The 22260-nt window shown below is 35.6% G+C and carries 16 protein-coding genes; 15 read left to right on the top strand and 1 reads right to left on the bottom strand.

Annotated features, from left to right (window positions below; translation table 11 throughout):
• Positions 1–26 precede the first annotated feature (26 nt).
• From ACJJVN_RS07760 to ACJJVN_RS07740, 5 genes are all read left to right on the top strand, one after another.
• Complete coding sequence (locus ACJJVN_RS07760; protein WP_405377706.1) at positions 27–1079, top strand: COX15/CtaA family protein; 1053 nt, start codon at positions 27–29, stop codon at positions 1077–1079.
• Positions 1080–1183: 104 nt separating this feature from the next.
• Complete coding sequence (locus ACJJVN_RS07755) at positions 1184–1660, top strand: Dps family protein (protein ID WP_405377705.1); 477 nt, start codon at positions 1184–1186, stop codon at positions 1658–1660.
• Positions 1661–1818: 158 nt separating this feature from the next.
• The gene (locus ACJJVN_RS07750; RefSeq protein WP_104515161.1) at positions 1819–2046 is read left to right on the top strand and encodes a putative signal transducing protein; all 228 of its coding nucleotides are present in this window, start codon (positions 1819–1821) and stop codon (positions 2044–2046) included.
• 134 nt (positions 2047–2180) lie between these two features.
• A complete protein-coding gene (locus ACJJVN_RS07745) occupies positions 2181–2711 on the top strand; it encodes an IS1096 element passenger TnpR family protein (protein WP_104515162.1) in 531 nt (176 codons plus the stop codon).
• Between the two features lie 3 nt (positions 2712–2714).
• A complete protein-coding gene (locus ACJJVN_RS07740; RefSeq protein WP_104515163.1) occupies positions 2715–3773 on the top strand; it encodes a nucleoid-associated protein in 1059 nt (352 codons plus the stop codon).
• Positions 3774–3844: 71 nt separating this feature from the next.
• Here the strand turns inward: ACJJVN_RS07740 and ACJJVN_RS07735 are convergent, their stop codons facing one another.
• The gene (locus ACJJVN_RS07735) at positions 3845–4909 is read right to left on the bottom strand and encodes a hypothetical protein (protein WP_104515164.1); all 1065 of its coding nucleotides are present in this window, start codon (positions 4907–4909) and stop codon (positions 3845–3847) included.
• Positions 4910–4968: 59 nt separating this feature from the next.
• Between ACJJVN_RS07735 and ACJJVN_RS07730 the strand changes: the two genes are divergently transcribed.
• From ACJJVN_RS07730 to ACJJVN_RS07685, 10 genes are all read left to right on the top strand, one after another.
• Positions 4969–5865, top strand: coding sequence for an ABC transporter ATP-binding protein (locus ACJJVN_RS07730; RefSeq protein ID WP_405377704.1), 897 nt, complete (start codon positions 4969–4971; stop codon positions 5863–5865).
• An 8-nt stretch (positions 5866–5873) separates the two neighbouring features.
• Entirely contained in the window at positions 5874–6716 is an 843-nt protein-coding gene (locus ACJJVN_RS07725; RefSeq protein ID WP_405377703.1) for an ABC transporter permease, read from the top strand.
• A gap of 138 nt (positions 6717–6854) precedes the next feature.
• Positions 6855–10130 carry a T9SS type B sorting domain-containing protein gene (locus ACJJVN_RS07720; RefSeq protein WP_405377702.1) on the top strand — a complete coding sequence of 1092 codons (3276 nt, stop codon included), beginning with the start codon at positions 6855–6857 and terminating at the stop codon, positions 10128–10130.
• Positions 10131–10160: 30 nt separating this feature from the next.
• A complete protein-coding gene (locus tag ACJJVN_RS07715) occupies positions 10161–12209 on the top strand; it encodes a gliding motility-associated C-terminal domain-containing protein (RefSeq protein ID WP_405368963.1) in 2049 nt (682 codons plus the stop codon).
• Between the two features lie 31 nt (positions 12210–12240).
• The gene (locus ACJJVN_RS07710; protein ID WP_405377701.1) at positions 12241–15168 is read left to right on the top strand and encodes a gliding motility-associated C-terminal domain-containing protein; all 2928 of its coding nucleotides are present in this window, start codon (positions 12241–12243) and stop codon (positions 15166–15168) included.
• A gap of 199 nt (positions 15169–15367) precedes the next feature.
• Entirely contained in the window at positions 15368–15826 is a 459-nt protein-coding gene (locus ACJJVN_RS07705; protein WP_104515169.1) for a MarR family winged helix-turn-helix transcriptional regulator, read from the top strand.
• 1 nt (position 15827) lies between these two features.
• Positions 15828–18236, top strand: coding sequence for a 3-hydroxyacyl-CoA dehydrogenase/enoyl-CoA hydratase family protein (locus tag ACJJVN_RS07700; protein ID WP_405377700.1), 2409 nt, complete (start codon positions 15828–15830; stop codon positions 18234–18236).
• A 4-nt stretch (positions 18237–18240) separates the two neighbouring features.
• Entirely contained in the window at positions 18241–19431 is a 1191-nt protein-coding gene (locus ACJJVN_RS07695) for an acetyl-CoA C-acyltransferase (protein ID WP_104515171.1), read from the top strand.
• Positions 19432–19470: 39 nt separating this feature from the next.
• Positions 19471–21276 (top strand): acyl-CoA dehydrogenase family protein, encoded by a 1806-nt coding sequence (locus ACJJVN_RS07690; RefSeq protein WP_104515172.1) that lies wholly within the window; start codon positions 19471–19473, stop codon positions 21274–21276.
• Positions 21277–21437: 161 nt separating this feature from the next.
• On the top strand, positions 21438–22259 hold the full coding sequence (locus tag ACJJVN_RS07685; RefSeq protein WP_405368970.1) for a mechanosensitive ion channel family protein: 822 nt from the start codon (positions 21438–21440) through the stop codon (positions 22257–22259).
• Position 22260 lies beyond the last annotated feature (1 nt).

The following is a 22260-nucleotide window of genomic DNA, read 5'->3' as shown; positions in this document are numbered from 1 at the left end:
AAAAGGTTACAAAAGAAACGATTGCAATGAATAAAACTATTCAAAATTTCTTCTCAGAAAAAAGATACCGTCAGTGGCTATCTCTCAGCATCTTACTTATTTATCTTATAGTTATCGCTGGCGCTGTGGTGCGCATGACTGGTAGCGGTATGGGGTGTCCAGACTGGCCTAAGTGTTTTGGTTATTTAATACCACCGACAGAGCAATCTCAAATAGAGTTCTCACCAGAAACACCGTACAAAGAAGGAATGGTGATTATAGTAGACGAAGAACTGCGTGTAGCCAAAGATGATTTTTTCTCTACAAAAACCTTTTCTGAAAAAAATTGGGAGCCTTATACTAAACATGACTATGCTCTTTTTAATGTTTACCACACCTGGACGGAGTATGTTAACCGACTGGTAGGCGCACTAGGTGGTCTGGTAGTTTTGATCATGTTTATATTTTCATTGCGTTATTTAAAGAAGAGACCATGGATAACTATTTTAAGCTTTGTGGCTGTAATATCCATGATGGTGCAGGCTGTCATAGGTAAAATAGTTGTAGACACTCATTTATCTCCAGCATTGATCACCTTTCATATGATAGTAGCGTTGCTTATCGTAGGATTATTGATTTATCTATTACATGAGGTAAAACCTATTGATTACCGTTTTAAATCTAATAAGAAAATGGCTCAATTTGCTGCTTTACTTATTATTCTAACTCTCGTACAAGTAGCCATGGGGACACAAGTTAGACAGTTTATAGACCATCAAGTAGATTTACTAGGCTATCCATTAAGCTCTACATGGTTAGAAAATGGACCGTTAGTTTTTATTATACATAGAAGTTACTCTATTTTATTAGTAATCGCACACATTTGGTTTTTCTATCAGATGATACAGAAGTTTCAACATCCTAAAACTCCATACTATTTACTGGCAGGTTTATTTGTTATTACCATTTTAAGCGGTGTTTTTATGAATTACCTAGATTTCCCTTTTGGTTCTCAGGCAGTTCATTTAGTTATCGCCTCTTTAATCTTAGGCGTACAGTTCTATTTATGGATGCGATTAAGGGTCGCACTAAAATCATAATATAAACAGCACGTTAAGTAACATGTGTCACATAAGTTACTATAGATAAAGACTAACTTTATATCAAATAATTAAGAACCCACACAATATTTAAATTATACACCATGAAAAATACCAACTTAATAGGACTCGACAGCGACAAAGCAAAAGAACTAGCTGAAAAATTAAATGAACTTCTAGCTAATTACTCCATATTCTATCAAAACACCAGAGGTTTTCACTGGAATATTAAAGGAGAAAAGTTTTTTGAACTACACGTAAAATTTGAAGAATTATACAATGACCTTGTTCTTAAAATAGATGAAGTTGCTGAAAGAATCCTGACACTAGGTCACACTCCTAAACACAATTATGCAGATTATAGAGCTGCTTCTCAAATTAAAGAAAGCGCACAAGTAAGTGATGGTATTGTAGCTGTAGAAGACATTTTATCTTCTTTTCAAACTATAATTATCCTTCAACGTGAATTACTATCCCTTTCTTCTGATGCTGACGACGAAGGTACTAGCGCCTTAATGAGTGATTACATAAGCTCACAAGAAAAACTAGTATGGATGTATTCTTCATTCTTAAATAAATAAAAAATGTAAACCATTATTTATATAGAAATAAAACTCTCATAATCCTTAACAAGATTACGAGAGTTTTTTTTTATGAAATTCTTATCAAATATTTGAGCTTTCCATGAACTATATCTATCAATCTAACGTTTTAAATAAAAGCATTAAACAACATACTCATGGCAGAACAGGTAAGAATATACACAGCAAGTGCTATAACAATTAACAGACTAGCACAATTACTAGAAGAACAAAACATACCTTCTATTATAAAAAACAATCAAGAATCTGGTAGACTAGCCGGTTTTGGCACCACAGCAGAAAGTGTAGAACTATACATTCTAGATACTGATGTAGAAAAAGCGCAAAAAGTAGTAGATGTTTTTAAATCAGTTAACAACATTTAGAAATGTACTTATCCATAATAGAACTTATTTTTCCCATGTTATTTAACAGGTTAAATACTGAAATTCCTACTAATCATAATAACATAGATCAGGTTCAAAATTCATATCTTTGCCATCCTTAAAAATTGAAGTAAATGATCTATAGATTAAGAGTTCTTCTTGATGCAAATGACGACTGTTTTAGAGACATAGAAATTGATGCTAACAGCACACTTGAAGAGTTTCACAACGTTATTGTACAGTCCTTTCAACTAGAAGGAGATGAAATGGCTAGTTTCTACGCCAGTGATGAAGAATGGAATCAAGGTGAAGAGTATTGCCTATTTGATATGAGTGGCGGTATGGCACCAGTTAAGAAAATGGCCGACACTTTATTAGAAAATGCCATGAGTAAAACTAAGACTAGGATGATCTACATTTATGACTTCTTAAGTCTATGGACGTTCTCTGTAGAACTAGCAGATATTGTTAGTAATGTATCTGGAACAGCCTATCCACAGGTAATATTTTCTGTAGGTGAATTACCTGATAACGCTCCTGACAAAGAGTTTGAAGCAGACCCTCGTTTTCATGAAGATGGAGAAGAAGAATATCGTGGTGATATAGATGATGGTGATGACGAGTTCTATGATGAGCATTCCTTTGACGAAAACGACCTATACTAGCCTATGATTAATTTATTTAACACTAGAATTGAAAACCTAGCCATACATCGTGTAGGTAATAAGAATAAAGGAGAACATCTTCTTACGTCAGATAACACCACACCGCTAGATGACGAGATGCATTCTCTTTTAAAGGAATATTTTCTAAAATCTTTCCGCTCTAAAGAAGAGGCTTATTATAGTTTCACACATGAAGATGACTTAGAGTTTCATGAGATGTACGCTTACGCGAAAGCGATATTCTCAACACCAGCTTCTTTACTAGAAAATAGTAAAAAGATGGCAAAACACTTATACCAGCAGTCAGACCATCCACACATAAGAAGTGGTGAGATATACATATGTTACTTTGATAATGTAATGGTGGACAACAATAAAACTGATGCAATAGGTATTTTTAAGAGTGAGATAAAACAAGAGTTTTTACAATTTGAAGAAGGAGAGTCTGATTTAAAGATGATCTTACAACAAGGAGTGAACTTAAATAAACTTGATAAAGGTGCCATCATATTTAATGTCGAAGAAGAAGTAGGGTACAAAATCCTTTCTGTAGATTCTAACCGTTATGATGCAAAATACTGGCTAGAGAGTTTTCTAGGTGTAGATGTTTTTGAAGATGAAAACTTCTTTACTAAGAAATATTTGAAATTTTGTCAAGACTTTGCAAAAGACGTAGTTCTACCTGCAGAGGATAAGAAGGAAGAAGTAATGTTTATGAATCGTGCAGTAAATCATTTTGCAAAAAATGACACTTTTGAAGAATCTGCCTTTTTAAATGAAACATTAGATAACCCAGATCTAATTCCAGAATTTAAAAATTATAAAGTAGATCAAGGTGCAAAACACTCTATAGAAGATGTGTCTAGTTTTCCTATCTCTAACACTGCAGTAAGTGCAGCTCGTAAAGGAATAAAAAGTGTTATTAATCTAGACACTCATGTTCAAATAAAAATGGACTTTACTAATCCTGATAGTGCAGATAAGTTTATTGAAAAAGGATGGGACGAAGAAAAACAGATGTATTACTATCTAGTTTACTTTAATCGTGAAGAAAAGAAATAAACTTTTTTACCCATACTTAAAAAATTAAAAAATGTCTCTAACGTACTTAAAGTCGTTAGAGACATTTTTATTTAATGGTCTAGATCATGGTAATTTCTCTTCACAAACTCCATAGCAGTATTTAAAATACCTCCCATACTTCTTGCCGTTTTAAATTTAACATCACCGGTAAATTCATGTAATTCTCTTTTAAGCTGTTTAAACTTTACAGGTGTCGATATAAAGTCGGCTCTCATACATTTGATAAGTTGTTTATACCTGGTTTGTGTATTGATTAAACGCTTTGCGATCAAGGCGCGTTCTTCTTTTTTATATTGTTCTATACTGGCGCTTTTTAAACACTCTGCAACATTAGTTACCATAGGAAGGTTTTCCTTAAAAAACTGTGGTCGATACACCTTTAATTTACCCTCATAAGATTGCTGGTCAAAATCTATCGCACGTATAGCATAACTTACTCTATCAAAATCATGCGTTGGAATAACTACATAGTTGTAAGAACGCATATCACCTAGTAAGCGTATCAAACAACGTTCATTAAACTTTACAAACTCCTTTGCTATTTGAGTAAGCTCCTGGTGATCGCAACCATCCATATAATCTGCAATAAATTCATCACCTGGTATACCTGCTATATGCTCTTCTATGAGAGTGTCTTTGTAAACTAAAAAATTAATACGGTGTGGTGAGAGTAAATGTTCTAACTCTAACCCATAAACGCGAGAGGCATCAGCTTTTTTTACATAAAAATAAGTAAAAGCATCATTAAGAATATTACTCACCTTGATACGGAATGGTTTTGTATTTCCAAAGGTGCAATAATCAACCGCATCGACACTTAAGTAATCTAGAGTCTCATCACGTCCATCACTATGTAGAATATCATAAATTCTTTTAAGATGCCTATCTATATGCTCTCTATCAGAGTCAGAATAATAGCATCTCACCCACAAAGTATCTTCATCATTCTTATCATACACCGTTATACAACCAGCAAATCTAAGTAAATCATCATACGACACAGGTATACTAGTAGCTCGATTATACCGCTTCACATAGTCTGATAATGAACTACCTATAGGAAATGTAGGCTTCTTATTTGATAATAATTTATCATTGAGAATCTTTTCTGACATAATTACAGTAACATTTTTCGTTTCTTGCAGTCACATAATACAACAAAAAAACCTCATTCATGGAAACCATCCTTGAAATTAACCAACTTCACAAAACATATGGCGCATTAACAGCGGTAGACCATATTTCATTTAAAATTAAAAAAGGCCATGTCTATGGAATACTAGGACCTAACGGTAGTGGTAAATCCACAACTCTAGGAATGGTGCTCAATGTGGTAAACCCCACTAGCGGAGAGTATAAATGGTTTGAGGGATCTACATCAAATCACGACGCTCTCAAAAGAATAGGTGCTATTATTGAGAGACCTAACTTCTACCCTAGCATGAGTGCTATTCAAAATCTAGAGTTAGTTTGCAAAATTAAAAATATAGACAAATCTAAGATTGAAGAAAAGCTAGCTGTAGTAAATCTTTTAAATCGCAGCCATTCTAAATTCAGTACGTATTCATTAGGGATGAAACAACGTCTTGCAATCGCAAGTGCGCTACTTAATGATCCTGAGATATTAATTCTAGATGAACCCACTAATGGACTAGACCCACAAGGTATAAGACAAATTAGAGACATCATACAAAAGATCGCTTCAAACGGTACTACTATATTACTTGCCTCTCACCTACTTGACGAAGTTGAAAAAGTATGTACCGATGTTATTGTTTTGAGATTAGGTAAAATGCTTTATGCAGGACCAGTAGATGAAATGAACAGAAATCACGGCTCTATTTTTATAGACGCTAGTGATAGAAAAGCTTTACATAGTTTTATTGAAAACAAACCTTATGCCGGTACCATCACTACACATGATAACGGCCTAGAAGTAAAACTTTATGAACCAGTTGATAATGCACAAATCAATAAAGATGCATTTGAGAGCGGTATTATCCTAAGCAAATTAGTGCATAGAAAACAAAGCCTAGAAGACCAATTCATCGAGTTAACTAACAAAAACTAATCCACGCCATGAAAAGATTATTAGATATAGAATTTCACAAATTCAGATATAGTAAAAGCAGTATAGTACTTACCATTATTTATTTATTGATTATTTCGATAGCCATGCTAGTTGGTATAATCCCTTTCCGGTTCGGTCCGATTGAAGGTAGTATTGCAGATTTAGGCATTTTCAATTTCCCCTTGGTTTGGCATATCTCAACCTATTGTTTAAGTTTTTTAAAAATATTAATTGCAATAGTAATTGTCTCTTTAACAGCCAACGAATACAGTAACAGAACAATAAAGCAGAATTTAATAGATGGAATGAGTAAAAAAGAAATGATTCTTTCCAAATTTTATTTAGCATTTGTTCTGGCTTTTTTAACCACTGTTGTTGTATTTATTGCCTCATTAATATTAGGCTTAATTTACTCTGACTTTGACGAGCCTTCTATAATTTTCTCACAAATGGGCTATTTAGGGGCATTCTTCTTAGCGCATTTAGTATTCTTTTGCTTCTGTTTATTTGCTGGTATTCTAGTCAAAAGAAGCGCCTTTGCCATAGGATTTGTCATAATATGGTGGATTTTTGAAGTAATTTTAAATGGAATAGCTTTTGTAATCGATAAAACTTATGGAACTGAAATTTACAATTGGTTAATTCATATTTTACCACTTAACGCTATGTCAAATCTAATCAAAGAGCCAGGATCTAAAGTAGACCTAGTTCAATCTTCACTAAATCAATTAACATTTGATGGCATTGAATTTACCTACGACATAGAATGGATAGATGTAGCATCTGTATGCATATGGAGTACATTATTTATTTATATGTCCTACGCATTATTAAAAAGGAGAGATTTGTAAAATACAATTAACATAATCTACTTATAAAACGTCGCTATAATTAATTTTATAGCGACGTTTTCATTATTATTCATTTGCTTAAAATCAGGAAATGTTAAAAGAGTCTCAATTGTGATATGTGTGCATTAAATTCGCACTATGCAGAAAAAGAGATTCTTTCATGCCATTTCTATATTGGCAATATTATTTAGTTGTAGTTTAGTTAATGCTCAATTAGAAGCCTCAAATTGGTATTTTGGTTTTAATGCAGGTATAAACTTCGATCCTGCTACCGGTGCTGTTACCGCTTTGACAAATGGTCAAGTATCTACTAATGAAGGTTGCGCCAGCATATCTGACGAAAATGGCCAACTTCTTTTCTATACGGACGGATCTACTGTATACGATAGTTCGCACAACATCATGGTTAACGGTGTGGGATTAAGAGGTAATCCATCTAGTACACAAAGCGCTATTATCATACCAAAACCACAGGACCCAAATATCTATTATATTTTCACAGTAGATGTTCCAGCCTTCGGTGGTTCTGATGGGATACATTATTATGAAGTAGACATGACTGGAAACCTAGGTCTTGGAGAGGTAGTTACAAACATTGCAAACCCTCCACAATTAATTGGTCAGGCTGCAGAAAAACTAACGGCAATTAATCATTCCGTTAACGATGAAATTCTAGTAACAGCTATGGCAAACGCATCTGGATTTGGTGCCTATAACTCCTTTTTTACTTATACTGTAAGTGCCGCCGGTGTTAATTTAACTCCAGTAATATCCACTGTAGCTACTTCTACCACTGAAAGAAGAGGAAATTTAAAAATATCTCCAGACGGTAGATATATGGTTTCTTGTAATATGAATTCAGGTACATATATCTATGATTATGACCAAAGCTCTGGTGTTGTTTCTAATGAACGTAGACTATCCTTCAGCGGTGCAAATCAAGCTGGATATGGAGTAGAATTTTCTCCTGATGGTAGCCTTTTGTATGTTACCGCATCTAACGATGCTGGAGGATCTGGTGCTGCAAACCATACCTCTACCCTATATCAGTACCAACTTACCAACACTAACTTAGTAAATCCTATTGTTTTCGGTACCGTTATAGACACAAGACAGGGATACCGTGGTTCTTTACAGTTAGGAATAGATGGCAAAATCTACAGAGCCATATCAGATTCTTATGATATCGGAAGACCTTTTTTAGGAGTAATCAATAACCCAAATACAGTAGGAACAGGATGTAATTATCAACATGATGCCATACCTCTTTCTGGACGAGCATCAACACAAGGATTACCACCTTTTATTCAAAGTTTCTTTGCTCTTATAGATGTAGAAAATCTATGTCTAGGAGATGGTACCACCTTTGAATTTCAATCAGATACACCACCAGATTCAGTTTTATGGGATTTTGGAGATGGAAATACTTCTACTCAAGAAAACCCAACACATACATATGCAGCAGCTAGAATTTATAATGTTGTACTTTCTCTTACCAGTGGAGGTAGCACCAGAATATATCGTAAAAACGTTCAAATTTATGAATCTCCAGTAGCAAACTCAATATCAGATCAGGCTGCTTGTGATATTGATCAAGATGGCATGGCTACTTTTGATTTAGATAACACTGCAACACCAGAAATTTTAGGATCACAAAGCGACATAACTTACACAGTAAGGTACTTCACAAATCAAAGAAATGCAGACGATAACTTAAACCCTATCACTACTCCTTATGAATCAAATGTCGCTAACCAAAGCCTAATCGCTAGAATCTATAATTCTAATAATGCTGCATGTTATGAAACTTTAAGTTTTAACCTAGAAATATTTGATCAACCTATTTCTAATGCAGTAAATGAATTAGAAGAATGCGATGATGATTTTGATGGAATCATAGACTTTAACCTTAGTGATCAGACATCATTAATTCTAGGAACTCAAAATTCAAGTGATTTTAATGTTTCTTACCATACTTCACAAAACGATGCAGATTTAGGCATTAACCCATTACCTAATACATATAGAAACAACACTCCTTTTAATGAAACGGTCTTTGTGCGTGTAGAAAATGTATTATCTAACAGTTGTGCCGACACTACACAATTTTTTGAATTAATAGTTAACCCTAAACCTGTCGCATTAGACTTTACTGCTTTTCAATGTGATGAAGACGGCACCGTAGATGGCAGAACCATTTTTAGTTTTGAGAGTTTTAGCAATTCAATTAGTGATAATGCAACAGGAGTTTCTGTTACTTATTTCATCAATCAAAATGATGCAGATAATGACGTGAATCCTTTAAACAGCACTAGTTACACTAACTTAACACCTATGCAAACTATAGTTGCCAGAGTTACTAACGATATTACAGGCTGTTTCACAACCTCGATGGTCACCTTATCTGTAAGTGCTAGCGATGCTCAAGACACCACACTTTCCACTTGTGATGATGACGGTATAGAAGATGGTTTTTCAGAATTTGATTTAACTACAGCGAGTAGCAATGTACTTATTAATGCACCAGCTGATGTAACACTCAACTATTACCTCACTCTCAACGATGCTCTAACAGAACAAAATGTTCTACCTATTGCATACACAAACACAACAGCAAATAACCAGACCATTTATGCAAGAGCAGAATCTCCTGATGGTAACTGTTTTGGAATAAGTGAAGTAGAACTTATAGTTAATCCACTTCCCGTGATTGAACTTACAGAGCTGTATGATTATTGTGGTAATAACCCACAAGCACTAGTTATCGATAGTGGTATTATAACTGGTTCTACTACAGATTACACCTACTCTTGGAGCACAGGAGAAACTACAGAGTCTATATCTGTAACTAATGGAGGTGATTATACTGTAACGGTAAGCAATTCTGATGGATGTACTAGACAGCGATTAGTTACCGTAATTATCAGTGAACCTGCAACTATAAACAGTATAGAAGTAGTAAATGCTGGTACTAATGATTCTGGAAGTGCAACTATTAATGCAAGCGGCCTAGGAGACTACGAGTACCGCATAAGTCTAGATGAACCCTTTCAAGACAGCCCTATCTTTGATAACATTGCACCAGGTTTCTATACTGCTTATGTAAGAGATAGAAATGGCTGTGGAACTACTACACAAGATTTCAGTATTGTGGGTTACCCTAGATATTTCACTCCTAATAATGATGGGTTTCATGATTACTGGCAGTTAATAGGTGTTTCTGTAGTTTTTGAACCTAATAGCGAGATTTACATATTTGATCGTTATGGTAAATTACTCAAACAACTATCTCCACAAGGTCCTGGCTGGGATGGAAACTATAACGGCACTCCATTACCATCTAGTGATTACTGGTTTAAGGCAACTTTAATGGATGGGACTACCTTCTCATCTCACTTTACGTTAAAAAGATAAATTATGATTGCCTATTTTTACAATAGAGCAATGAAGTATATATTTTATTTATTAATTTTTATCTGTTCCGCTTTCGCGAAAGCGCAACTAGAATCATCCTATTGGTATTTTGGTATCAATGCAGGTATCGATTTCACATCTGGTAATGCTGTGGCTGTAGATAATGGTCAGTTAGTAACTGGAGAAGGTTGCGCAACGATTTCAGATCCTTTTGGAAATTTATTATTTTACACAGATGGCTCTTTAATTTATGATGCAAACCATGTAATCATGCCTAACGGGACTGGTTTAAAGGGAAATTCTTCCAGTACAAGTAGTGCCATAATAGTACCTTTACCTGGCAATTCTAGTATTTACTATGTTTTTACAGTAGACACAGATGACTCCTTATATCGCAATACAGAAGGGTTGCATTATTCTATAGTAGACATGACACTTAATAATGGCACAGGTGATGTAGATCCTTTTAATAAAAACATCAATCTACTACCCATCACATCAGAAAAACTTACAGCTATTACAAATGCCGCAGGAGACGGTTTCTGGATTATATCACAATTTGAAGGTACATTTTATTCTTATGAACTTACAGTTAGTGGACTTAACACAACTCCAGTATCTTCTCAAGTCGCTCCTTTCATAGAATTAATTAACTCCACAGTTACAAATGTAGATGTTGCTGCAATGAGAGGTTATATAAAAATAAATGCGAGAGGTAACAAACTAGCCGCAGCTCATTTTTCAAATAACACCACAGCCGAGTTTTCTGGTATAACAAATGTACTAACAGCTAGAAGTCTTGCATATACCAACGGTGGTGAACTTTATCTCTATGATTTTGACAATTCAACCGGCGTGGTTTCTAATCCACAGGCGTTGCTGACACGATCTGATGGTGGTTCTATTTATGGAGTTGAATTTTCTGGAAATGGTCAGTTCTTATATGCCGAAGTAGACTACATGAATGCATCTACAACACAAATTTTTGATTTTTTAAGAGGAGAAATCATTCAGTACGATTTAACTTCTAATAATATAGCTGCCAGCGCACAAGTAATACATGATGATAACATCACACCTTTTAGAGGTGCTTTGCAATTAGGACTGGATAATAAAATTTACCATAGTAGAATACAACAAAACGCTTTAAGCGTTATAAATAATCCCGATACTATCGGTGTTGGTTCTAATTATGAATACAACTCATTCCCTTTATCTCCTAATACAGTTGCATGGTATGGACTACCCATATTTGTACAATCATTTTTACTTAATGGAGAGATCGAGACTATGGATCATTGTTTTGGTGAGCCCCAAGATTTTAGTATTCAAACTGCTGCAAGCATAGTATCAATAAATTGGGATTTTGATGATATAGATTCAGGAATAAACAATTTTTCAAACGACTTAACACCTACTCATCTATTCTCTGCTCCTGGCACCTACACTGTTACAGCGACAGTAGAAACGTTAGTACAAACATTTACAATAACGCAAGATGTCGTTGTTTTTAACTCTGTACAGATCAATGATTTCCAACCTATTATTGAAGAGTGTGAGCTAGGTTTTGACAAAGCTGTTTTTGATTTAACACAAATAGCAGAACAGATAAATAACAATTCAAATCAAGAAGTTACCTTTTTCGAATCTGAAGCTGATGCTCTTGAAAACATAAATCAAATCCTTAACCCAAGCAGTTATACAAATCTTTATTTAACTCAAGAAATCTTTGTTAGGGTATCTACTTTAAATTGTTTTGATGTCTTTTCTTTCAAAATAATTACAAAACTCTGTGAAATTGAGGTTTTTAACGTCATAACACCTGACGGTGATGGATTAAATGATACGTTTATCGTTTCTGGCCTATATAATATTTATGATAAACATAAAATGTATATATTTAGCCGGTACGGACAAAAGATTTGGGAAGGAAATAACATAACTGGTGGATGGGACGGCACATCAAATACTGGTTTATTTCATACTAATGACATTTTGCCGACAGGTACATATTTTTATGTATTAGAATTAAATGAACCTAACATAAAGCCCAAAGCCGGTTATGTTTATTTAAGATAGCAAAAACTACAATCCAATTAACTACAAAAAAATGAAAAAACTTTTCCTCCTAACCTTAACTTTTTTATTAAGTTTTCAAATCAATGCACAATTAGAATCCTCATGGTGGGTTTTTGGAGACAATGCAGCCATAGAGTTTAATCCTAATCCTCAAAATAGATCTACAGAACCTTTCATAGCTGGATCTGGTTTTATGCAAGATGAAGGAGTAGGTACTATTTCAGATGATAATGGAAATTTATTATTTTACACTAACGGAAGTACAGTTTGGAATCGTAATGGTGCAATTATGTCTAATGGTACTGGTTTACTAGGTGGAGGTTCTGCAACGCAAGCAGCAATCATTGTAAAGGCTCCTGAAACGTCTGATGTATATTTCATATTCACAGTCGGTAATGCTGGTAACGGTCCCCTAGCCTATTCTCGTATTGAAATGCAGCTAAGTGGAGGATTAGGAGATATAGTACCTGGTGTCAAAAATGTAATTTTAATGGATGAATGTGCTGAAAAAGTAGCCGCCACTATTAAAACAAATAGTAATAATGCATATGTGATGACCTATGCTAGACAAAATGGTACTAGTACTAATCCTGGTACAGGAAATTTCAACTCTTTATTTGCATGGGAAGTAAGAGGAATTCCTGGAACAGGTATATCATTCGTTAATGCCTCTCCAGTACCACAAGCATCTAATGGTAACTCGGCAAACTTCCCTGCCCTTGCTTCAGAAAATGACGGAGATAGAGGTATGTTAAGAGTTTCACCTGATGGAACTAAATTAGTTGTCGCTCATCAAAATGCTGGATTTGGCGGCGGTACTAATCAAACAGGAGCTTGGCTTTACGATTTTAATCCTGGTAATGGTCAGTTTGGTGGCGCCGGATTACGTCTAGATAATGGTCCTGTATATGGGGTAGAGTTTTCTCCATCATCTCAATATTTATATCACGATATAAGTAGCTCATTTAGCCCTAGCGCAACAAGTAACAGAAAATTAGTTCAATACGACCTATGTGAAGAAACAAATATTATAGCCTCAAGAAATGAATTTGCTGATATTACAGGAGGCTCAAGAGGTACATTACAACTAGGTAGAGATGGGAAAATATATGTTACCAGATTTGGTACTAGTTTTTTAGGGTCTATTGATCCAGAAACAGCAACTCCTGTTTACAACCCAACAGCTATCGATATTTCACCAGGAGTTTCTCAACAAGGTCTTCCTGTATTTATACAATCTAATTTTGCAAGCTCATTTACTGTTAATGATCAGTGTCAAGGTGATGCAACAGATTTTCAATTAGCATGTTTACCACAAGTAGCAGCATCTGTTTGGAATTTTGGAGATGGTAATACCTTATCAGTTACAGGACCTGGAATTGTTCAAAATACTTACGCTGCTGCAGGAACATATACAGTTAGTGTAAATGTTACAAACGTATCTGGTGACGTTAGAGATTTTACGCAAGACATAACCATTTATGAAAATGGAATCGTAGATCCTGTTGATACTACATTATTAGATTACTGTGATGACGATAATTCTGGTTCAGAAATTGTTGACTTAACGCAATTCACAGCAGATGTATTAGGTACTCAAGACGCAGCAACCTTCAATATCTCTTACCACCCTACTCAAACAGATGCTGAAATGGACACAAATCCTTTACCGGATAATTATGATGTAAGCGTAGGTACTGTACAAGTTTGGGTAAGAATCGCAAACAACACGTCTCCTATAGACGACGGTTGTAGTGCTGTAGCATCATTTGACCTTACCGTTAGCACAACGCCTAGTGTTTCAAATATCCCAGATTTTGAGCTATGTGATGACTCTAGCGAGGATGGTATAGAAGATTTTGATCTTGCAGGTTACCTAAGTGTTATAGAGAATACCGCTGGTAACCCAGTAGACGTAAGCTATACCTACCACCCTACACAAGTGGATGCTGACATGAATACCGCAGCAATAGATACAACTGTACCTTTTACAAACACTACATCACCTCAAATTGTATTTGTAAGACTACAGAATACAAATGAAGCTGACTGTTTTGGAACAGCACCTATAAGTTTGATCGTTCAAGATTTACCATCTATTTCTACACCGATGAATATTGAAGTATGTGATGATGCACCATTAGATGGTAGTAGTGACTTTATATTATCAGATCAAGATAACAACGTAGACCCTACTGGATTAAATACTGTTTCTTACTACAATAGCCTTAGTGATGCAGACTCTGGTAACAATCCTTTACCTAACACATATAATGTAACAGGTTCTGAAGAAATCTTTGTGAGATCAGAAACACCAGACGGTTGTTTCAACACAACTAGTTTTATGATAACAGTACAAGCTGCTCCATCTATAGGTAACGCTCCAGATCTTACTAATATATGTGATGATAGTGTTGATTTAAATCAAAATCTATTTGAACTGTCTGTACAAGACGATATCATTCTTAATGGAAATAGCGCTACAGACTTTACAATAAGTTACTATACCACAGATGCAGACGCTCAAGCTGGTGTTAACGCATTACCTACTACTTATGTGGTTCCTTTTCAAGCTGGAACAACTTCTGATTTATTGTTTGCTAGATTAGAAGATAATGTTACAGGATGTTTCAACACTTCTCAATTTACCATCATATTTGAGAGATGTGAAATCATCTTCCCAGAAGGTTTCTCTCCTAATAACGATGGAATAAATGATACATTCTCTATTCCTGGACTTGCTGAACAATACGATAACTTTAGTCTTCAAATATTCAACCGTAATGGATCAGTTGTTTATGAAACAGCTGCTAGCAATTATGTTGAATTTGCAGGAATACCTAATAGCGGTGTATTATCTGGCGATGGCTTACTACCTACCGGAGTTTACTTTTACGTTATTAAATATAATGACGCAGACATAGAAGACACAGCTAGTTGGGTCTATATCAACTACTAAATAAATAGAATTAACAAATAATCAAAATCCTAGTTTTAATTAACTAGGATTTTTTTTTATCTTTAAGCTGTACTGTTAGTTCCGCTTTCGCGAAAGCGAGACTGAATAAATTACACTTGAAACTATATCGTTTGAAATTTTACAATATTTTACTATGCATGCATAACAAAAATTACTATATTGCAGTATATTTATAATTATGAGAGATAAAACAATCGATTACATTCTTAGAGCTACATGGATGTCAGTTTCTAAAATGTATAATGAACAAGCTGCTGTTAAGGGCAGTACTATGTCTACAGGATTTGCTCTTATTAGTATAGATCCAGAAACAGGAACACCTAGTACAGCTTTAGGACCTAAAATGGGAATGGAAGCTACTTCTCTATCACGTACACTTAAAATGATGGAGAATAAAGGTCTCATAGAAAGACGTAGAAATCCAGAAGATGGAAGAAGTGTATTGATTCATCTGACAGATTTCGGCGCTGAAATGAGAGAATTTTCAAAGTCAGTTGTTAAAACTTTTGACCAAGTCGTTAAAAATGAGATTGAACCAGAAAAAATAGATACCTTTCTAGAAGTTGCCTTTAAAATTAACGAAATAGTAAACTCTAAAAAAATCTTCAAAAAAAAAGCTCTATTAGCTCAAAAATAATATGGGAAAACGTAGAATAAAACATGTAACCGTAATAGGTTCTGGTATCATGGGAAGTGGAATTGCTTGCCATTTTGCAAACATAGGTTGTGAAGTACTCCTACTGGACATAGTCCCAAGAGAACTTACTGACAAAGAAAAGGCCAAAGGTCTAACTCTAGAGGACAAGGTAGTTCGTAACCGTATGGTTAACGATAACCTTACAGCTTCTGTAAAGAGTAAACCGGCACCTTTATACAATAACTCATTTGTAAACAGAATTTCTACAGGAAATTTAACTGATGACTTATCTAAAATTAAAGACACCGACTGGATTATTGAAGTCGTTGTTGAAAGATTAGATATTAAAAAATCTGTTTTTGAACAAATTGAGAAGTACCGTAAACCTGGTACTTTAATTACATCAAATACTTCTGGTATTCCTATCTCTTTCATGAATGAAGGACGTAGTGAAGATTTCCAGAAGCACTTTGCAGTAACACACTTTTTCAATCCGCCGAGATATTTAAAATTATTTGAAGTTGTTCCAGGTCCTAATTGTGATCCTGAGGTTACTGACTTTTTAATGGAATATGGAGAGAAATACTTAGGTAAGACATCAGTTCTTGCAAAGGATACTCCTGCATTTATAGGAAACCGTATCGGTATATTCTCTATTCAGAGTTTGTTCCACACAGTTAAAGAAATGGGTCTTACCGTTTCTGAGGTGGATAAACTTACTGGTCCTGTCATAGGACGTGCTAAGTCTGCCACGTTTAGAACTGTAGACGTTGTTGGACTAGATACACTTGTACATGTTGCAAATGGTGTTTATGAAAACTGCCCAGAAGACGAGCATAAAGACACCTTTAAATTACCAGAATTCATCAACACCATGATGGAGAACAAGTGGTTGGGTTCTAAAACAAAGCAAGGATTCTATAAAAAGAATATCACTAAAGAAGGTAAGAAAGAGATTCTAGCATTAGACCTAGATTCTATGGAGTACGTTGCACAACCTCGTGCAAAGTTTGCTACTCTAGAATTAACAAAAACTATTGATAACGTAGCAGATCGTTTTCCTGTATTAATTAAAGGAAAAGATAAAGCTGGTGATTTCTATAGAAAATCATTTGCTTCACTATTTGCATACGTACAACATAGAATTCCAGAAATAAGCGATGAGTTATACCGTATAGACGATGCGATGAGTGCAGGTTTTGGTTGGGAACATGGACCATATCAGGTTTGGGATGCCGTAGGTGTTGCAAAAGGTGTGGAGTTAATGGAAGCAATCGGTAAAAAACCAGCTGCTTGGGTAACAGAAATGCTAGAGAAAGGATTTGAATCTTTCTATACAGTAAAAGATGGCTCTACTTACTACTACTCTATCCCAGATAAAGATTATGTAAAGAAACCAGGTCAGGATGGATTTATCATTCTAGATAATTTACGTGCAAATGCCCCAGTCTTCAAAAATTCTGGTGTAACTGTACATGATATAGGTGACGGTATCCTTAATGTAGAATTTACTTCTAAGATGAATTCTATAGGTGGTGACGTACTTGCTGGTATGAATAAAGCTATTGATATCGCCGAAGATCGTTTTGACGGTTTAGTAGTAGCAAATAATGGTGCTAACTTCTCTGTAGGAGCAAATATCGGTATGATATTTATGATGGCTGTAGAGCAGGAATATGATGAGCTGAATATGGCTATCAAACAATTCCAAGATACAGTTATGAGATTGCGTTACAGTAGTATTCCTACTATCGTTGCGCCGCATCAAATGGCATTAGGTGGTGGTTGTGAAATGACCATGCACTCTGACGTTGCTGTTGCTAGTGCAGAGACTTACATCGGTCTAGTAGAATTTGGTGTAGGTGTAATCCCTGGTGGTGGTGGATCAAAAGAGATGGCACTAAGAGCTAGTGACACTTTTGAGAAAAATGACGTAGAATTAAATAGACTTAGAGAATACTTCCTTACTATAGGAACAGCTAAAGTTGCAACAAGTGCTTATGAAGCATACGATCTAGGCATCTTGAGAAAAGGTGTGGATCATGTTGTTGTAAACGATAATAGACGTATTGCTTTTGCAAAAGCACAAGCGAGACTTCTAGCTGACAAAGGTTATACACAACCTGCTATGCGCAAGGATATAAAAGTATTGGGCCAGCAAGCATTAGGAATGTTCTTAGTAGGAACTGACGCGATGAAAGCTGGAAAATATATAAGCGAGCACGACTTAAAAATCGCAAATAAACTAGCTTATGTAATGGCAGGTGGTGATTTAAGTGCCCCTACCCTTGTCTCTGAACAGTATTTATTAGACCTAGAACGTGAAGCATTCTTAAGTCTTACTGGAGAGAGAAAAACACTGGAGAGACTTCAACACATGATCCAGAAAGGTAAACCTTTAAGAAACTAAGAAAATGACAAACGCATATATAGTTGCCGCAAAAAGAACGGCAGTAGGAAAATCAGGTCGTGGGGTTTTTAGATTTAAAAGACCAGACGAGCTAGCAGCAGAAACTATTCAAGGAATGTTAAAAGACCTTCCTGATTTTGATAAAGGTCGCATCGATGACATGATCATAGGTAATGCGATGCCAGAGGCTGAGCAAGGACTTAACATGGCACGTCAGATATCACTTCTAGCATTAGAAAGAGTAGACATTCCAGGTATAAGTATCAATAGATGGTGTGCATCTGGACTAGATGCTATCGGTGCAGCCGTAGCTAGAGTACAATCTGGTATGGCACAATGTATCGTTGCCGGTGGTGTAGAAAGCATGAGTTATGTTCCTATGGGTGGTTATAAACCTGCTCCTGCTTATAGCCTGGCAAAGCAAGGTCATGAAGACTACTACTGGGGAATGGGACTTACTGCAGAAGAGGTTGCAAATGACTATAAGGTTTCTAGAGAAGAGCAAGATCAATTTGCTTATGACTCTCACATGAAAGCCTTAAAAGCACAAGCTGAAAACCGTTTCCAAGATCAAATTGTTCCTATCGATGTAGAAGAAACTTATCTTGACGAGAACGGTAAAAAGAAAACTAGAACCTATACAGTAACTAAAGATGAAGGACCTAGAAAAGGTACAAATCTAGAGGCGCTGGCAAGATTACGTCCAGTATTTGCTGCAGGTGGTAGTGTTACAGCTGGTAACTCTTCTCAAACTAGTGATGGTGCTGCTTTTACACTTGTAATGAGTGAAGAAATGGTAAATGAATTAGGTATAAAGCCTATTGCAAAACTAGTAAGCTTTGCCGTAGCAGCTGTAGAACCTAGAGTTATGGGTATTGCGCCTATAGAAGCTATTCCAAAGGCATTAAAACAAGCAGGTCTTAAAAAAGAAGATATGGCTCTTATTGAGTTAAATGAAGCTTTTGCAAGTCAGTCTGTTGCTGTGGTTAGAGAACTAGGTCTTAATAAAGACATCGTTAACGTTAACGGTGGTGCTATCGCACTAGGTCATCCACTAGGTTGTTCAGGAGCAAAACTATCTGTGCAAATCTTTGATGAGATGCGCAAGAGAGGAAACCAAGGAAAACACTGTATGGTTACCATGTGTGTAGGTACTGGACAAGGTGCTGCTGGTATTTTTGAGTTTTTAAATTAAGAATTACGCTTTCGCGAAAGCGAGATAACAATACATATTATGTCAACAGAAAATAAAATAGAAATGATACGCGGTGGACAATTCATCGTGAAAGAAACAAATCCATCAGAAGTATTTACTCCAGAAGACTTCTCTGATGAACAAAAGATGATGCGCGAGAGTGTACAGGAATTTGTAGACAAAGAGATCGTTCCTAATAAAGACCGATTTGAAAAGAAAGACTATGCACTTACTGAAGAAGTAATGCGCAAAGCTGGAGAAATGGGATTCTTAGGTGTAGCTGTTCCAGAAGAGTATGATGGTCTAGGTATGGGCTTTGTCTCTACTATGTTAGTTTGTGATTATATTTCTGGTGCAACTGGATCTATCGCAACTGCTTTTGGAGCACATACAGGAATAGGTACTATGCCTATTACTCTATACGGTACTGAAGAGCAAAAGAAAAAATACGTTCCTAAACTTGCTACTGGTGAGTGGTTTGGAGCTTATTGTTTAACAGAGCCTGGTGCAGGGTCTGATGCAAATTCTGGTAAGACAAAAGCAGAGCTTACTGCAGATGGAAAACACTACAAGATCAATGGTCAAAAAATGTGGATTTCAAATGCAGGTTTCTGTAATGTATTTGTAGTATTTGCACGTCTAGAAGATGATAAAAACATTACTGGATTTATCGTAGAAAACGATCCTAGTAATGGGATTACAATGGGAGAAGAAGAACACAAATTAGGTATTCACTCCTCTTCTACTCGTCAGGTATTCTTTAATGACTGCCTGGTTCCTGTAGAAAATATGCTTGCTGGTCGTGGTGAAGGTTTTAAAATTGCGATGAATGCATTAAATGTAGGTCGTATAAAACTAGCTGCAGCATGTCTAGATGCACAACGTCGTGTAATTACACTTGCTACTAATTATGCTAATGAGCGTGAGCAGTTTAAAACTCCTATCGCAAAATTTGGAGCTATAAGAAAGAAACTTGCTGAAATGGCTGTTAATGCTTATGTGGGTGAAAGTGCTTCTTATCGCGCAGCAAAAGATGTAGAAAACCGCATCCACTTGCGTCAGGAAGAAGGTGCAACCTTTGCAGAGGCTGAATTGAAAGGTGTTGAAGAATTTGCTATAGAATGTTCTATCCTTAAGGTTGCTGTATCTGAGGATATGCAAGCATGTAGTGATGAAGGTATACAAATTTATGGTGGTATGGGCTTCAGTGCAGATGCTCCTATGGAGGCTGCATGGAGAGATGCTCGTATCTCACGTATTTATGAAGGTACTAACGAGATTAACCGTATGCTAGCAGTAGGAATGTTAGTTAAAAAAGCGATGAAAGGTCACGTTAACTTACTAGAGCCAGCAATGGCAGTAGGAAATGAACTTACTTCTATTCCTTCTTTTGAAACACCAGATTTTTCAGAGCCATTATCTGAAGAAATGGATATGGTTAAGAAACTTAAAAAAGTATTCTTAATGGTTGCAGGAAGTGCGGTGCAAAAATTCGGTCCAGCACTAGAAGAGCACCAGCAATTATTAATTGCAGCGTCAGATATTCTTATCGAGATCTATATGGCAGAGAGTGCTATTCTTAGAACTCAAAAGAACATCGCTCGTACTAGTGTAGAAGAGCAAAAAGAGCAAATTGCAATGTCTCAATATTACTTATATCAAGCGTCTAAAATTATCCAAGCAAGAGCTGAAGAAGGTATTTCTAGCTTTGCTGAAGGTGATGAACAACGCATGATGCTTATGGGACTTAAACGTTTCACTAAATATACAAACCTACCTAACATTGTAGCTCTAAGAGATACTATCGCAGATAAGGTGACTGAAGCTAATAAGTACCCTTTCTAGTATTCTAGAAAATTTTAAATGAATTAAAGCCGCTATTGGATTTTCCAAATAGCGGCTTTTTAATTAAATAGAAATCATTTATTAAAATTAAATCATAAAGTTCCCAACTATTAACAAATCATAAACAAGGTTTTTCGAGGCTTATTCTACTTTTGTTTTATATGAAAGAGATATTAGACAACTTTAATGTTGAAAAAGGATTTGAGCTTATTTTAGAATACGGTATTCCGTTAGTAAAAGCGATTCTAATTTTTATTGTAGGAAGGTGGTTAATTAAAAAAGCTCTGAAGCTAACGAGAAAAATAATGTTAGCTAGAGATTACGATATAACTTTAGAAAAATTCTTACTCAATTTAATTAAATGGGGACTTTGGATTTTACTTATTATAACGGTAGTAGGAACACTAGGTATACAAACAACTAGTTTTGCCGCGGTTATTGCAGCTGCAGGGCTAGCTATCGGGCTAGCGTTACAAGGATCGTTGTCTAATTTTGCTGGTGGCGTGTTACTATTATTATTTAAACCTTTTAAAATAGGTGACACTATCGAGGCTCAAGGCGTTTTAGGTACTATTAAAGAAATAGATATCTTACAAACTAAAATAATAACTCCACAACGCAAACTGGCTATTATTCCTAACGGTCCATTGTTGAACGGGAATATTATTAATTTTAATGCAGAAGGTATTTTAAGATGTGACACCACCATAGGTGTAAGTTATGACGCAAATATTACACAAACTTTAGAAGCGTTGCGCAAACTAGTAGAAGACCATCCTCTTGTACTTAAAGACCCTGCACCACAAATAATGGTGGCTGCAAATGCTGACAGCTCCATTAATATTAATGTAAGACCATATACACTCACAGATGACATGTGGACAGTGTATTGGTATCTGCAAGAAAACTTTAAACCTACTCTAGATGCCATAGGTGTTGATATACCTTACCCACATCAAGTAGAGATTCAGAAAAAAGGATAAA

The sequence above is a fragment of the Nonlabens sp. Asnod3-A02 genome, assembly GCF_045063755.1.
Lineage (GTDB): Bacteria > Bacteroidota > Bacteroidia > Flavobacteriales > Flavobacteriaceae > Nonlabens > Nonlabens xylanidelens.
This window is presented reverse-complemented; position numbering and strand designations above follow the sequence as displayed.